The organism is Deltaproteobacteria bacterium, assembly GCA_026712905.1.
Taxonomy (GTDB): domain Bacteria; phylum Desulfobacterota; class Binatia; order UBA9968; family JAJDTQ01; genus JAJDTQ01.
The window spans coordinates 1-13,948 of record JAPOPM010000151.1; the positions used below are offsets into that span (position 1 = coordinate 1).

The 13,948-nt window shown below is 64.3% G+C and carries 13 protein-coding genes; 6 read left to right on the forward strand and 7 right to left on the reverse strand.

Annotated elements, in window-relative coordinates:
- Positions 1-458 (forward strand): thiamine pyrophosphate-dependent enzyme (locus OXF11_12015; GenBank protein MCY4487819.1); only part of this gene is annotated, 458 nt, incomplete at its 5' end.
- A 240-nt stretch (positions 459-698) separates the two neighbouring features.
- Complete coding sequence (locus OXF11_12020; protein ID MCY4487820.1) at positions 699-1,814, forward strand: phenylacetate-CoA oxygenase subunit PaaI; 1,116 nt, start codon at positions 699-701, stop codon at positions 1,812-1,814.
- 36 nt (positions 1,815-1,850) lie between these two features.
- Here the strand turns inward: OXF11_12020 and OXF11_12025 are convergent, their stop codons facing one another.
- From OXF11_12025 to OXF11_12040, 4 genes are all read right to left on the reverse strand, one after another.
- Complete coding sequence (locus OXF11_12025) at positions 1,851-3,113, reverse strand: anaerobic glycerol-3-phosphate dehydrogenase subunit C (GenBank protein MCY4487821.1); 1,263 nt, start codon at positions 3,111-3,113, stop codon at positions 1,851-1,853.
- An 85-nt stretch (positions 3,114-3,198) separates the two neighbouring features.
- The gene (locus tag OXF11_12030) at positions 3,199-4,404 is read right to left on the reverse strand and encodes an ATP-binding protein (protein MCY4487822.1); all 1,206 of its coding nucleotides are present in this window, start codon (positions 4,402-4,404) and stop codon (positions 3,199-3,201) included.
- 184 nt (positions 4,405-4,588) lie between these two features.
- Positions 4,589-5,728, reverse strand: a complete 1,140-nt coding sequence (locus tag OXF11_12035) for a hypothetical protein (protein ID MCY4487823.1) — start codon at positions 5,726-5,728, stop codon at positions 4,589-4,591.
- 127 nt (positions 5,729-5,855) lie between these two features.
- Positions 5,856-6,968, reverse strand: coding sequence for a hypothetical protein (locus tag OXF11_12040; GenBank protein MCY4487824.1), 1,113 nt, complete (start codon positions 6,966-6,968; stop codon positions 5,856-5,858).
- A 309-nt stretch (positions 6,969-7,277) separates the two neighbouring features.
- Here OXF11_12040 and OXF11_12045 point away from each other — a divergent pair, with 309 nt between their 5' ends.
- Entirely contained in the window at positions 7,278-8,033 is a 756-nt protein-coding gene (locus OXF11_12045) for a dienelactone hydrolase family protein (GenBank protein MCY4487825.1), read from the forward strand.
- Positions 8,034-8,140: 107 nt separating this feature from the next.
- Complete coding sequence (locus OXF11_12050) at positions 8,141-8,452, forward strand: DUF6295 family protein (GenBank protein MCY4487826.1); 312 nt, start codon at positions 8,141-8,143, stop codon at positions 8,450-8,452.
- 118 nt (positions 8,453-8,570) lie between these two features.
- On the opposite strand, the gene OXF11_12055 is transcribed toward OXF11_12050, so the two are convergent.
- Both OXF11_12055 and OXF11_12060 read right to left on the reverse strand, forming a co-directional pair.
- Complete coding sequence (locus OXF11_12055; protein ID MCY4487827.1) at positions 8,571-9,608, reverse strand: amidohydrolase family protein; 1,038 nt, start codon at positions 9,606-9,608, stop codon at positions 8,571-8,573.
- Positions 9,609-9,722: 114 nt separating this feature from the next.
- Positions 9,723-10,799, reverse strand: a complete 1,077-nt coding sequence (locus OXF11_12060) for an amidohydrolase family protein (protein MCY4487828.1) — start codon at positions 10,797-10,799, stop codon at positions 9,723-9,725.
- Between the two features lie 170 nt (positions 10,800-10,969).
- Between OXF11_12060 and OXF11_12065 the strand changes: the two genes are divergently transcribed.
- Positions 10,970-12,085 carry an amidohydrolase family protein gene (locus OXF11_12065; GenBank protein ID MCY4487829.1) on the forward strand — a complete coding sequence of 372 codons (1,116 nt, stop codon included), beginning with the start codon at positions 10,970-10,972 and terminating at the stop codon, positions 12,083-12,085.
- Between the two features lie 96 nt (positions 12,086-12,181).
- Here the strand turns inward: OXF11_12065 and OXF11_12070 are convergent, their stop codons facing one another.
- Positions 12,182-12,799 (reverse strand): transposase, encoded by a 618-nt coding sequence (locus OXF11_12070; protein ID MCY4487830.1) that lies wholly within the window; start codon positions 12,797-12,799, stop codon positions 12,182-12,184.
- A gap of 451 nt (positions 12,800-13,250) precedes the next feature.
- Between OXF11_12070 and OXF11_12075 the strand changes: the two genes are divergently transcribed.
- Positions 13,251-13,948 (forward strand): Arm DNA-binding domain-containing protein (locus tag OXF11_12075; GenBank protein ID MCY4487831.1); only part of this gene is annotated, 698 nt, incomplete at its 3' end.

A 13,948-nucleotide genomic window follows, 5' to 3' on the forward strand; every position in this document is an offset into this window, starting at 1 on the left:
ACTACTACCAGACCCGGGCGCCCGGGACCCTGTTCGTGCCCGGCGGGCTCGCCGGCATGGGCTGGGGCGCGCCCGCCGCGGTGGGGGCCAAGCTCGTGCACCCGGACCGGCCGGTGGTGAGCGTGAGCGGCGACGGCGGGTTTTCCATGTCCGTGCACGTCATCGCCACCGCGGTGCAATACGACCTGCCGGTGGTGTTCGTGGTCATGAACAACTCGGCTCTGGGAATGATCGCCACCGGAGACCTGGGCGGCGATTCGCCCGCCGCCTTCAACGACACCGACTTCGCCGCGGTGGCCCGTGGCTTCGGCGCCGAGGGTCTGCGGGTGGAGAAACCCGGCGAGATTCAGGACGCGGTCAAGGAGGCCCTGAAGAAGGGAAGGCCGACGGTGGTGGACGTGATCACCGACGGCACCGTAGGTCTCGAGAGCATCAGCAGCGGCGCCACCGTGGGTTGATGCCGGCGGTGCGCGCGCCGGCCCCTGACCCTTCCCACCATCGTCCGGTGGCTCCAGAGGGAACTGCGAAAATAATCGTGCGGACGCTCGTTCGGCTCTTGCAAAATGGCGCCGAACGCAGTATGGAATAGTCTTACCCCATCAAATTTCCAGACGCAGTCTCCCGTCGGTGCACCCGACGTGGAGTTGGTTTGGAATATTATTTCGTACTACCGTTCATTACGAAACAAGGAGGGAACCATGTTGATAAAGAAGGAAAGGATCGACACCTTCGACGATTGGGTGGATGCGTTCCACCAGTGGCACGACGATATCGGCTACCCGATGGAGCTGATCGGCGGCGACTACACCTTCGAGACCAAGCTCGACGACGTCGAGAGCAACGAGATCGAGTTCGGTGAGTATGCGGGAGGCCCCAAGTGGGAGAAGGTGACGGACATCCCCGACCAGCGCATCCAGGACGCGCTGGCGCACCTCATCGAGTTCCAGGGCGACACCGAGTTCGCCTCCGTGGAGCAGCAGACCAACCTGATCGAGCGCGCGCCCACGGACGTGGACCTGAAGAACCTGATCCGCATCAACCGTGAGGAGATGCGCCACGGCTGGCAGATGGCCTACGTGCTCCTGACCCAATTTGGCGAGTCCGGCAAGCGCCAGTCTCAGCGGCTGCTGGAGCGGCGCGCGTCCGAGGGTTCGCGCCTCCTGGACTCCTTCAACCAGCCCGTGCGCAACTGGCTCGACTTCTTCGTCTACACGAGCTTCATCGACCGTGACGGCAAGTACCAGCTCAACATGCTGAGCCGGAGCGCCTTCGCGCCGCTGGGCCGGAGCACCCTGCCCATGCTGAAGGAAGAGGCCTACCACCTGGCCCAGGGCAACATCGGCCTGATGCGCATCGTCAAGGCCGGCAAGATCCCCATGCCCATCATCCAGAAGTACTTCAACAAGTGGATCTCCACGGCCTACGACCTGTTCGGCCAGGATGAGTCCAGCTCGGCCCACTGGGCCTATGTCTGGGGTCTCAAGGGACGCTACGACGAGCACCTGTACGACGAGCCGGCGGACATGGACCGGCTGAACGAGCTGTCAAGGACGACCTTCTTCAAGGAGGTCCAGGCGCTGGTGGACGCGTTGAACCACAACATCGCCGACGACCAGCCCAAGCTGGCGATTCCCAGCGACAAGTTCCGCCGCTACATCGGCAACTACGCCAGCCAGCCTTACAGCACCGCCGGCGAGCTGCTCTCCGAGGAAGACTACGCGAAGCACCTGGCAGAGGTGATGCCCTCCGACGCCGACGACGAGCTCGTCATCGGCATGGAGAAAGAAGGCGGCTGGATCCTCGACCCGAGGTAATCCGGAGAACGACGAAATCCCGCAACCGGCGCGGGCCTACGACTCGACATCGAGGCCGTAGGCCCGCGCCATCACGATGATGGGGTGCACCGGCTTGTTGCCGGTCCCCTGCTCCACCTGAACCGCCGACAGCGGACAATCCGTCACCGTACAGGCGTCATCCGACCGCATGAACTTGAACAGCGGCCGGCCCACCTGCATCGACGCCTCGAAGTTCTCTTTCTTGACGCTCCAGGTCCCGTCGTGCCCGCTGCAGCACTGCATGCGGGAGACCTCCGAGTCGGGGATGAGCTGCATCAACTCTTGCGCCTTGAAGCCGATGTTCTGGGCCTTGAGATGGCACGGCTGGTGGTAGCGGATCTTGCCCGCCGCCTGGGTGAAGTCGACGTTCAGCTTGCCGCTCTCGTGGAGTTGCACGAGATACTCCGACAGGTCCAGGGTGTTCTCCGCCACGAGCTTCGTGTCGTCCGTGGGCAGCATGCGCGGGTAGTCCTGCTTGAGCATGTAGCTGCAACTCGCGGTGGGTACCACGATCTTGTAGCCCTGGCGCACGGCCTCGCTCAGGCTCTTGACGTTGGCCTCGATCTTCTGCACCGCCTCGTCCAGGAGCCCCACGTCGATAAACGGCATACCGCAGCACTGCTGCTCGGGGACGGTGCACTCGACGCCGTTCTTCTCCAGCACCCCCACCGCGGCCTTGCCGATGTCGGGCTCGTTGTAGTTGACGGTGCAAGTGTAGAAGAGCGCTGCCTTCTCCCCACCGCTCTCCTTGGGAGCCGCCGGGCGCCGGCGCAGCCACTTGGCGAAGGTCTGCCCGTGATAGGTCGGCAGCAGCCGGTCGCGGTGCACCCCCAGGTACTTCTCCATCAGGCCGCGAACGAACGGGGTGCGGTTGGCCCAGTTCACCAGCGGCGCCATCAGGCTCGCCAGCCGCCCGGCCCGGTCCGTGTCTCCCATAAGCCGGTCGGCCCAGCTCACGCCCTTGTCCTTGGCCTCGACGAGGGTCGCGCGCATCATGGTCCGGGGAAAGTCGATGTCCCACTCGTGCGGCGGCACGTACGGACAGATGGGATCGCAGAGCTTGCACTGGTAGCACTGGTCCACCACCGACTTCATCTGCTCGTCCTTCAGGGACGTGGCGTCACCGAAGTTCTCGTCCATCATCTGGAACAGGCTCACGAACGACGGGCAGAGCGTGTGGCACAGCGTGCAGCCGTAGCAAATGTCGAACACGCGATCGAGTTCCTGGCGCAAGGCTCCCTTTTCCCAGAACGACGGTGTCTTGGGTTCAAAGCTCATAAGTGCGGTGTCCTCCTCGGAGATGTTCGCATGAAGACGCGATGAAAGGGGATCTTAAGGGTTTCGTCCGTGAAAAGTAAGAGGCCTATCCGCGCGGCTGACGGCTGATAAACCGGCCCAATAGCGGAACGGCGAAAGAATACTTTCCATGTCGATTCTTGAAGACCAATCCCTGTGACGCCAACGCCACCAACATCTGGTTAACGTGGCTGCTGCTGAACGACTTGTCCAAGGATCGTTTGGATTCCTCCACCACTTCCTGGACCGTAAACTCGTCGTCACAACTCTCCAGCCGCGAAATCACGAACAGCAACTCACGTTGCCGATCGGTCGCCCGAGCCCATCGTCCGGCAAAAAAGTCCGTGTCGAGTTTCTGCTCGATCTCCTCAATGGGTACGACCGCCCGCTCCCCCCGGTCGATCCGCTGAATGAAAGCGTCGTACACTTCCCGGCAGATGAACTGGATGAAGTAAGGATATCCTCCGGATGCGTCGATGATAGTCTCGACCGAATGATCGCTGAGTTCCAAAGGGCAATCCGCGTCTTCAACGGGCCTGCGGATTGCTTCCTCACTCTCTCTCCTGGACAGGCTTTGGAGAAACACGACCCTGAACATTCTCTCGGAGAAGGTCCTCGCTTCCACGAGCTTGGGGAACAGAGTCGGAAGACCGGTGAGGACGAGCATCAGCGGAAGTCCCTTTCTTTGCAGGGACTGAAAGGTGTCGAGCAGGAGGGACAAAGGATACTCTTCCTTGCCCGATTGGTCAGCGAGGTTCTGTGCTTCATCATACGCGAAAATGATCCCAGGCACATTCTGTCGCTTCGATAGCGCGCGCCAGACTATCTCCAGGACACCCTTGATCTTGTCGAGGGGCAGTCCGGGCAGCCCCCGGTAGAGATCCATGAGGGCCGGGTAGTTGAGGGTGCGGTGGATTCGCTCCGAGTCCGCAGCGAACCCGACGTTCGGCACCTCCAAGGTCTCCATCACAACGCTCGACGTGATGACGGACAGATCCGTGCAGAGCCGAATCGCCATATTCTCCTCACTGACGCTCGTCGACTCCGAAAGATCGGTACCCACCCAGATCCACCCTTGGTTCACCGCCAAGGGCTTGAACGAATCGAGAAGCACCGTCTTGCCTACTCCGCGGAGCCCCGTCAAAATCAGGTTTTCCAGTATCGTGGTTTGCGGAAGTAGCCGCAGAAACTCTTGACGCTCGGCCTGCCTGCCAGCAAGATACGGAGGCGTGTGGCCCGCGCCAGGACGAAAAGGGTTCGAGAATTCAGCCATATCCGTTTTTACTCCCATTAATAGATTGATCTAAATTTAGTCATAATACTTAATTTAGTCAACAGAATAATCCACTCTAAACAGCGCTAAAAGCCATTGCTCCGCAACTCCGGGCCAAGGCAAAGGGGCCTCAGGTCGGCAGGCTGGAGAAACACAGCCACGCGTACGGTACGGTACCGTGGTTTCAGGATTGGAACTGCTGCTTCAGGATCCGGAAGATCAACCCGTAGAAACGGCAGCAGGAGGGCAGGGTCGCCGTCAGGAACTCGCGGATGGATTGCACCGACAGCCGCGCGTCCACGTGGCTCACCACCTCAAGGATGGCAACGTAGACGCGGCTCGGGTGCGGTAGTGCGTCCGCCAGCCGCAGGCTCTCGGTCGAGGGGATCAGCGGGTCGGTGTCGCCGTGGCCGATGAGGACTCGCGCCGCGACTCGCGAGACCACCGGACGCAGAGAGAGGCCCTCCAGATAGTGCCGCACGCCGGGTTCGGTCGCCTCCACCAGACTCTGGACCCGGGCAGGGTCCTGGTTGCGGATCAGGTCGTACAGGGCGCGCCCGTCTTCCGTGAGCCGTTCCGGCGAAATCACCGGCGCCTCCCCGTCCCATCGGGTGACGCCGGCTTTGACCTCCCGCTCCATGTCATCGAGCAGACCGGACAACACCTTGCGATCCTCCTCCGCCATCACATGGACCAGGAGGTTCTTCACCAACACGTACCTTGCGTAGATCTCCGGTGGTTGGACGTGCCCGTGGCCCCGGTATTCGTCCCGGCCGGTGGTAAGGTAACGGATTATGTTGACGGTGTCGTAGTAGCCGCCGAAGGACACCACGAACTTCACCCGTTCGCGGATGGAGGGATCCGCCGCGGCCTTCAGGGTTGGACCCGCGGCAAAGCTGATGCCGAACAGACCGGAGCGGTTTTCGTCCACCTCCTCCCGCGAGAGCATGAAGCGAAAGGCAGCCGCGATGTCCTCGGATTCCGCCATCTCCAGCCGAAGGGACTTGAGGCCATCGAGCTCGGGCACCAGGACGGCGAAACCGCAGGAAGCGAGCTCGTTCGCCAAAGCTGCCAGGCGCGGGTCGTCCTTGCCCGTGTCGAGCACCCCGTGGGTGACGAGCAGACCCGCGCGTGGCTGACCATCCCGGACCGCGTAGAGATCGGCGACCATGTGCCGGTCGCCGCCGACTATGGTGAGGGTACGGACGGCGGGCTTGCGCCGGCGCCAACCTCGCAGCAGCTTCCTGAAACCCTCGCCGCCCAACAGGTGCAGCAGCAGCAGCAGGCTCAGAACCGCGATCCGGACGTATGAAAGGATGAACAAGGGCGGCGACCCGCCGGGGTGGTGGCGCGTGGCGGCGACCCGCGAGACTCGACGGGTTCCCGCGGCCGGCCGCTGCCGGCTACGGGAAACCCAATCGATGTTCCAGCGGATTCACCCGGAGATTCCGCTAGTGATGCGCGGCCTCTCCCTCCAGGGCGAGGTTGATGTGGTGGTGCGACTTGGACACCGGGCCGATGCCCTTGGCGATGGTGGTCCAGTGCTCGCCTTCGTCGTCGCTGTAGAAGATGTCGCCGTCGGTGGTGCCGGCGAAGATGGCGTAGCCGCCGTTCCACGCGTCCATGCACATGGCCTCGATGTTGGCGCGGATGTGCTCGGGCAGGCCCTCGCCCAGGATGTCCCAGGTCTGGCCGCCGTCACGGCTGCGCGCCACGCGGGCGTCCGCCGTGTGCAGCTTGCGCCACGTGCCCGGGCCGGTCTTGGCGCCGGCCACGAACAGCAGGTTGGAGTCCTGCGGGTGGATGAAAAACGGGTCCACGTAGCCGATGCGGAAGTCCCGCGGGGTCATGTTCTTCCAGGTGGCGCCGCCGTCCCCGCTCACGCAGAAGCCCGCCATGACCTCGGGGCCGCAGTTGGTGGTGGGCGCCGTGCCGTAGAGCTTGTCGGGGTCGTTGGACGGGATGAACACGCGGTGCGCGTCCGGGTTGATGTTGGAGATAGTGCTCCAGCTCTTTCCGCCGTCCGTGGTGCGCAGGAAGCCGCCCACCTCCACCGCCACGTGGATGATGTCGGGGTCCGTGGGATGGAACGTGATGCTCTTGGCGTGGGCCTGATGCGGCTCCGCCGGGAACGTCCACTTCTCGACCCCCGGCACCTGCCGGAAGGCCGGCATGTCGTTCCAGCTCTTGCCGAGGTCGTCGCTGTAGTAGAGGTGCGCGGGCTGCGTGCCGGCGTAGACACGGGGCTTGCCGTCCACCAACTGGGTGGCCAGCGAGTAGATTTCCTTGTCGCCGATGCCGCTGTCCCGCTTCTCCCAAGTGCCGCCCTTGTCGGCGCTGGCGTAGATCTCGCAGTCGTAGGTGCCCGCCAGCAGCGTGCCGGTGGTGGGCTCGAAGACGACGGCGCTGACGTGCTTGCCCGGCAGGTGCACGTTGTCCTGCCGCCACGAGCCGTTGTCCCGGCGGAACGAGAAGACGCCGTCCACGGTGCCGACGAGCAGGTTGTCGGCGGCGGTTTCGCCGTGGGTCAGCAACTGGCCCCCAGGGGATAGACAGACAAACATGATCAGTCCTCCTTCGCGCTAGTGTCGTGTCCGGTAAACTCCTGGCATCCGTTGCTCAGGATTTACGGTTGAAGATCTTTAGCGTCCTGACGTGCGCTCCGGCCCCGCAAGCTCCAAACGTTCCCCGGGCCGCGTCGCCACGCCTAGTCGGTCCAATCTACTGAAGCGCCGGCCACGCCGTCAAGACACGCGGGGTTGAATTTCCGCGCTCCTTGTTATTAGTTCTCACAGCGAACGAGACGCCGCACGGCACTCTTGCGGCGCTCCGAAGTCGATTTCAACCCAGGCAAATCCTTAAGGAGGTAGTTCATGTACACGACCGACCAATACGAGGGCATGCTGGCCGAGACCATCACCATCCAGGGTCACAACGGCGACACCATCAACGCGTACTACGCGCGCCCGCTGGGCGCGGGGCCGTTCCCCGGCGTGGTGGCCATTCACCATCTGCCCGGCTGGGACGAATGGTACCGGGAAGCCACGCGCAGGCTCGCGCACCACGGCTTCGCCACCATCTCGCCCGACCTTTACCACCGTGCCGGCGCCGGCACCCCGGAAGACGTGGCCGCCAAGATCCGCGCCGACGGGGGCGTGGCCGACGACCAGGTGGTGGGCGACCTCACGGGCGCCATGAACTACCTGCGCTCCATGCCCTATCACAACGGCAAGGTGGGGATCTGGGGCACCTGCTCGGGCGGACGCCATGCCTTTCTCACCGCCTGCCGCGCCCAGGGCTTCGACGCGGTGGTGGAGTGCTGGGGCGGCCGCGTGGTGGCCAGCGGCGACGACCTCACCGCGAAGCAGCCCGTCGCCCCCTTCGACTACACCGCCGACCTCTCGTGCCCGATCCTGGGGATCTTCGGCAACGACGACAAGAGCCCCTCGCCGGAGCAGGTGGACCAGCACGAGGCGGAGCTCAAAAAGCACGGCAAGGACTACGAGTTCCACCGCTATGACGGCGCGGGCCACGGCTTCTTCTACTACGACCGCCCGGCCTACCGTCAGGAGCAGGCCGTGGACGGCTGGAAAAAGCTCCTGGATTTCTTCGGCAAGCAGCTCGGATAAGGCGGATCGCCGTGAGGCCCGGACCGCGCCTGGGACTAGCCCGAGCGCTTCCGGGCTCGCGCGCGGGTTCATTTCCGAAGAAGCGAAAGGAGACGACCATGTGCACGATGATCGCCAAAAAGGTCGTTATGGAGGGAAGCGGCAAGCAGTCGGAAGACTGGTTCAAGGTCAACCAGGCCAACGTCGCCTATGACCACCCGTACCATGTCTTCCGGGAGCATTCCCTCAACATCGACTTCGTCAACGAGACCGAGGGAACCGGCGCCCGCGTGGCCGTGGAGTTGAGCGTGGACTCGGCCCGCAAGCTGGTGGACACCATCCTCAACGTGCTGGACGAGGCGGAGCGGGGCGGCTGGATCGACGAGAACGAAGGGGCGGAGGAGCACATGCCTCCGGTGAAGAGTTCGGGGACCCTGTAGAGCGGCACCATCTCCTGTAGGGGCGACCGGCCGGTCGCCCCTACATTCACACCTCGATTACAGTTTTGTTTGAACAGGCCGTCGCGGGCACCGAGCGTAACGGTGCGAGCACGGGGTGCTACCCTTGGGCCGGCACCGCGGCGATCTCGCTCACCGGCACCCCATAGAAATCCGCGGCATTCCGGCACAGGATGCGGTGCTTGTTCTCCTCGGTGAGGTCGTCGCGCTGGCGCAGCTTCTCCACCGAGTGGGGCCAGTCCGTGTCCCAGTGGGGGTTGTCGGACGAGTACAGCAGGCTGCGGTCGCCGATGTGGCGGATGGCGTCGGGGATGGTGAGCTCCTCGCATTCCACGCCGAAGTAGCACCGCCCGCTCTTCACGTACTCGCTGGGCGCGCGCGTGCACAGCGGCGCCTCTACGTCGCCGCGCTTCTCCCACTCCTCGTCCAGCCGGTCCATCCAGTAGGGAACCCAGCCGGCGCCCGACTCCAGGAAGCCCACCTTGAGCCCGGGGTAGCGCTCCAGCACCCCGCCGAAGATGAGCTGGGTCATGGCGATCATCTGCTCGAACGGATGAGTCACCGCGTGGATGGCCAGGAACTTGTCGAAGCGGTCGGTGCCCGCGGCGTCGCGCGGCTGGCTGTGGATGGCCAGGGGCACTTTGAGCCGCTCGGCTGCGGCGTAGAACGGGTCCAGCTCCCGGTCCGAGAGCTTGCGCCAGGCCACGTAGGTGGGCACCTGCACCGCCACCATGCCCATCTCCACCAGGCGCTCCAGCTCCTCCACCGCGCTCTCCACCTCCTGCAGCGCGACGATGCCCACGCCCTTGATGCGCTCGGGCGAGGCGCCGCAGAACTCGTGCAGCCAGCCATTGTAGGCGTTGGCCAGCACCCGCGCCCGGGCTGGATCGCGCACGTTGCCGATGCCCAGCCCCGCCGTGGGGAACAATACCGCGGTGTCGATGCCCTCGGCGTCAATGTCCGAGAGCTCACGCTCGGGGTCCGCCACCCGGTGCCCCATGCGCCCCAGGTTCCGGTCCCAGCCGTCGTGGGGGTACAGCTCGCGGGCGGAGCTGTAGGGCTCCGGAACCCGCTCCCGATAGGCGGTCATTGGCTCCGTCAGATGGCCGTCCGCGTCGATTACAGGATATCCGATCATTGCATGCTCTCCTCGCAGTCCGTTGTGCGCCAAGCGTCCGTGTGACCAGGCCGATCATGGCGACGGTAGGGGCGACCGGCGGTCGCCCGACAGTATCCACCGCCGCGCCGGACGCTACAGCCCGTAGAACTGCCGCGGGTTGTCCTCCACGATCTTCGTGTGCATCGCCGCGCTGATGCCGCCGTCCTCCTTGAGCGACGTGAGCGCCTCCAGCTCCGTGGACGAATCGGCGTGCCCGTAGTCCGTGCCGATCATCAGGGTACCTTCGCCTGCCTGTTGCATCAGGTACGGCACGTCGTCGCCGATCTGGCAGGTCACGTACATATTGTACTCCCGCAGCAGGTCCTGCGGCAGCCTGTCGTCCACCGTATCCAGCCGGCGGCGCAACTCGTACACGACCCAAGGGATCCACGATGCCGCGGTTTCGATGAAGCCGAAACGCAGCTTGGGAAACGTCTTGGGCACACCGGAGCTTACCAACCGGAAACAGGCGCCGACGTTGAAGATGCGGTACTGGTTGAAGAACTCGCGGCTGCCGTCGGGGCTAGCCATCATGTCCACCAGGCTGGCGTTGCCGTTGGACTGGTGCAGCCCGATGCACAGGTCCAGCTTGGAAGCTTCCTCGTAGATCGGGAAGAAGAATGGGTCATCCACGCTGCGGCGGCCCTCCATCGGCCGCATGAAGATGCCGCAGGCACCGTTCTCCTTGGCGAAGCGCAACTGGTCCATGGCGTCCGGCATGCTGAGAAACGGCAGCACGCACATCCAGCGCAGCCGCCCCTGGGCTTCCTTCCAAATGTCGGCCAGCCAGCGGTTGTAAGCGCCGCACAGGGCCACGTCCACCTCCGGTCGCTCGGTGCACTGATCCAGGAAGATGCTCGTGTAGAGGATCTGCACGTCGATGCCCAGCTCGTCCATGTGCGCCAGCCGAGCCCCCACGTTGGCCACGTCGCGGGTTTCCATGGAGGTGGTCATCTGCCTCCCGGTCCTGCGCGAACGCTCCTCCAGCGCCTCCTCGGTGAACGCGAACCGGAACAGCCCGCGGATCTTCCCGTCGATGACCCAGTTCTGCCGCTGCGTCCCGTCGTTGGGATCGAAAAGGGCCGGCCGGTACTTCTCCTCCGAGGGCGTGAGATAGTCCCACGTACGCGGGCTCTCGACGACATGCGCGTCAGCGTCTACCCATCCCATTGGATCGGTCTCCTTCCGTGGATAGCTGTGCGATACGGTCCGAGATTATCCGGGATGAAGCGGAGGCGTCAACCGGATTGATGCCAAACGTCAACACCCTCCTCCTTCCTACATTGACCCGCCACCCGAATCCTGCCATGCAGGAACACACTCGCCCGAAGGAGGTCACCATGCCAGGCGTCGTGGACGCGGATACGCACATTATCGAGCATCCGGGGATGTGGGAGCTCTTCGATCCGGAGTTATACCAGCGCCGGCCGGTGCTGGCGTCGACCACGGTGGACAGCGTCTACGGGGAGAACAACCAGGTTTGGCTCATCGACGGCATGGCGGTGCCCAAGCGCTTCGGCAAGGGGAGCGCGCTGGTGGCGGTGGGCGGCTCGGACAGGGAGAACGCCCGGACGGACATCGCGGCATCGGTGCGCTACGTCACGGACCCGGTAGCGCGGGTGCGGGACATGGACAAGCGTGGAGTGCACGCGGAGGTGGTGTACCCTACCCTGCTGCTGAGCTACCTCGACGTGGACGTGGCCCTGGAGGTGGCCGTCTGCCAAGCCTACAACCGCTTTCTCGGCCAGGCGTGGAAGACCGCCGGCGACCGGCTGCGCTGGGTCGTGGTGCCGCCGCTGCGGGACATGGACGCTTCGGTGCGGGAGATCGAGACGGCGCGGGACCACGGCGCGGTGGGGGTGTTCTTCCGCGGGGTGGAGGGTGACCGCTCGCTGGCGGAATCGTATTTCTTCCCCGTGTACGAGGCGGCCAACCGGCTGGGCATGGCCATCTGCATCCATACCGGCGCGGGCGCTCCGGAGATCACGAGGGTGTTCGACCGCAACTTCAGCCACAACCTTCCCCACGTGCGCTCGCTGCCGCTGTTCGCCTTCCGGGACCTCGTGGCCCACAAGATCCCGGAGCGCTTCCCCAACCTGCGCTTCGGCTTCATCGAGGCCTCCGCCTCGTGGGTTCCCTACATCCTGCACCATCTGCAACGCGCCAGCGGCGCCCGGCTCAACGCCGGCGGCGACGCGGACGCGTCACTCGACTGGGGACCCGGCCTGTTCCGCGACTACCGTCTCTACGTGGCCGCGGAAGCCGACGAGGACCTGCCCTACCTGCTCACCCACATCGGCGAAGACCACATCATCATGGGCTCCGACTACGGCCACCAGGACCAGTCCCGGGAGGATGGCATGGTGGCGGTGATGCGGCGCAAGGAGGACGTCTCCCCCGAGGCGGTGGAGAGGATCCTCTGCGACAATCCCCGCCGGTTCTACGGGCTCGACTGACGCAGGGACGGTTCGCCGGTCGCCCCTACCCCGCACACCCACCCGGTGGTCGGCGACCCTCTACCGGCCCAGGATGGCCACACCCCATCAGGATGATCATGACCTGTTTCTGGTCGGCCCTCGTCGAGCGGGATTCTCGGGGTCTTCCGCCCATCGGGCGGGGTTCTCCGCGATGTATTGGCGAATGCGGTTCAGCACGGCTTCGTACCGGATGACGTGCTCATGGTAGTTGCGCTGCCACACCGATGTGCCAGGGGTGCCGCGGAAAGCGTTGATGCGTCTGGCCGATGCCGATTTGAAACCCGCCACTATCGCACCCACAGACCTTGGTCCGGGTCCCGTAGGGGCGACCCGCCGGTCGCCCCCAACCGGCACACCCACGCCCGTGATCAATGACCGCTGATCAGGGCGCGATCGGCGGGAGCAGTCACCGCCATCGTCGGTGATTGTCAATATCCCATGAATATGATTCGGCATGACGACCCATGCATCCAGCTCGATTTCACCACGGATTCGAGCGGTTTTGAGCCATTCATCCTCCACGATCCGGCCCGCCTCGTTCAACATCACTCCATGATCCACGACTTCTCCGAACAGGATTCTGCGCTCGACCGTGCAAATGGTCAGAAAATAGGCGCCGGCCTGCGAATAGTCATAGCCGTGCAGACGCGTCGAACGGCGCCTACGCCTTTCCCGATCATAGCGTTCTTTCATGAACTATCTCACTTGGGCGGTCTCCGGGGGTCTTTCAGCCATCCCGGATCCATTGTCGTACATCGCAATCGCCATGCCAAATTTCGCACCCGGCCGAGCAAGGGCGACCGCAGGTCGCCCCTACAAGTCATCGCGCCTTGCCGACGACGAAAAAGACCCATATATTGCATACTGATCTCACCTGATTCCCACCATTTCTCGGGTAGCGGACAAGCGCTGTCATGTCAAACCCTGCCACGACAGTCCTACGATAAAACCATAAATAACAGTATGTTATAGTGGATTCCGAATGACTCATGCTCCTGTGCCGTTCGGTCAAGCCACGCCAGCTGGTGACCCACGACCCTCCAGGGTGCGATTTCAGTAGGTTGCGTTCCGATTACGGCTCTGATAGCATTTTCTCCGGTTTTGGGTTTTCCGTTCGAGTTCCGATGCCGGAGGAAATCCCCCCATGCCCATGCGCCAACCCGTCAAGCTTACCAAGCGCGCCGTCGATACGCTCGCCGTGGAATCGGGCGACACCGTAGTCTGGGACCGGGACCTCCCGGGGTTCGGCATTCGGGTGTATGCCTCGGGCCGCAAGGTCTGGTGCGTGCAGACCCGGGGACCGGCCGGGGGGCCGAAGCGCTTCGCGCTCGGCCGCTACGGGAACCTGACACCAGACGACGCCCGCCGCAAGGCGGCGCTTGCCATCGACCGCATCAAGCAGGGGCTGGAGCCCGCCCCTCCGCCCGCAGCGGCCGAGCCCACGGTGGCGGACCTCGCCGAGCGCTACATGGAGGCCCATGTGCGGGTGAACTGCCGGCCTGCGACGGTGGAGGGGGTCGGGCGCATCCTGCGGCTCTACATCGTTCCGGAGCTGGGCCATCTGCGGCTCTCGGAGGTGGATCGCCCGCAAGTCTCGGAGTTCCACCACAAGCTCCGGGAGAAGCCCTATCAGGCGAACGCGGCGGTGGGGGCGCTGGCGCACATGTTCCGGCTTGCGGAAGCCTGGGGGATGACGCCGCCGCGGCGCAATCCGTGCCGGTCGGTGCGCCGCTACAGGGAGACGCGCCGCGAGCGGTTCCTGACGCCCGAGGAGTACCGCGAGTTGGGCCGGGTGCTCGACCAGGCGGAAGCCGACGGCACCGTGTTCCCTCCGGCGGTCCC

Bases quoted from the DNA above. Each gene is read 5' to 3' on its own strand.
- OXF11_12070 (MCY4487830.1), bottom strand. From the start codon at position 12,799: ATGAAAGAACGCTATGATCGGGAAAGGCGTAGGCGCCGTTCGACGCGT.
- OXF11_12055 (MCY4487827.1), bottom strand. From the start codon at position 9,608: ATGATCGGATATCCTGTAATCGACGCGGACGGCCATCTGACGGAGCCA.
- OXF11_12060 (MCY4487828.1), bottom strand. From the start codon at position 10,799: ATGGGATGGGTAGACGCTGACGCGCATGTCGTCGAGAGCCCGCGTACG.
- OXF11_12065 (MCY4487829.1), top strand. From the start codon at position 10,970: ATGCCAGGCGTCGTGGACGCGGATACGCACATTATCGAGCATCCGGGG.
- OXF11_12030 (MCY4487822.1), bottom strand. From the start codon at position 4,404: ATGGCTGAATTCTCGAACCCTTTTCGTCCTGGCGCGGGCCACACGCCT.
- OXF11_12045 (MCY4487825.1), top strand. From the start codon at position 7,278: ATGTACACGACCGACCAATACGAGGGCATGCTGGCCGAGACCATCACC.
- OXF11_12020 (MCY4487820.1), top strand. From the start codon at position 699: ATGTTGATAAAGAAGGAAAGGATCGACACCTTCGACGATTGGGTGGAT.
- OXF11_12025 (MCY4487821.1), bottom strand. From the start codon at position 3,113: ATGAGCTTTGAACCCAAGACACCGTCGTTCTGGGAAAAGGGAGCCTTG.
- OXF11_12040 (MCY4487824.1), bottom strand. From the start codon at position 6,968: ATGTTTGTCTGTCTATCCCCTGGGGGCCAGTTGCTGACCCACGGCGAA.
- OXF11_12050 (MCY4487826.1), top strand. From the start codon at position 8,141: ATGATCGCCAAAAAGGTCGTTATGGAGGGAAGCGGCAAGCAGTCGGAA.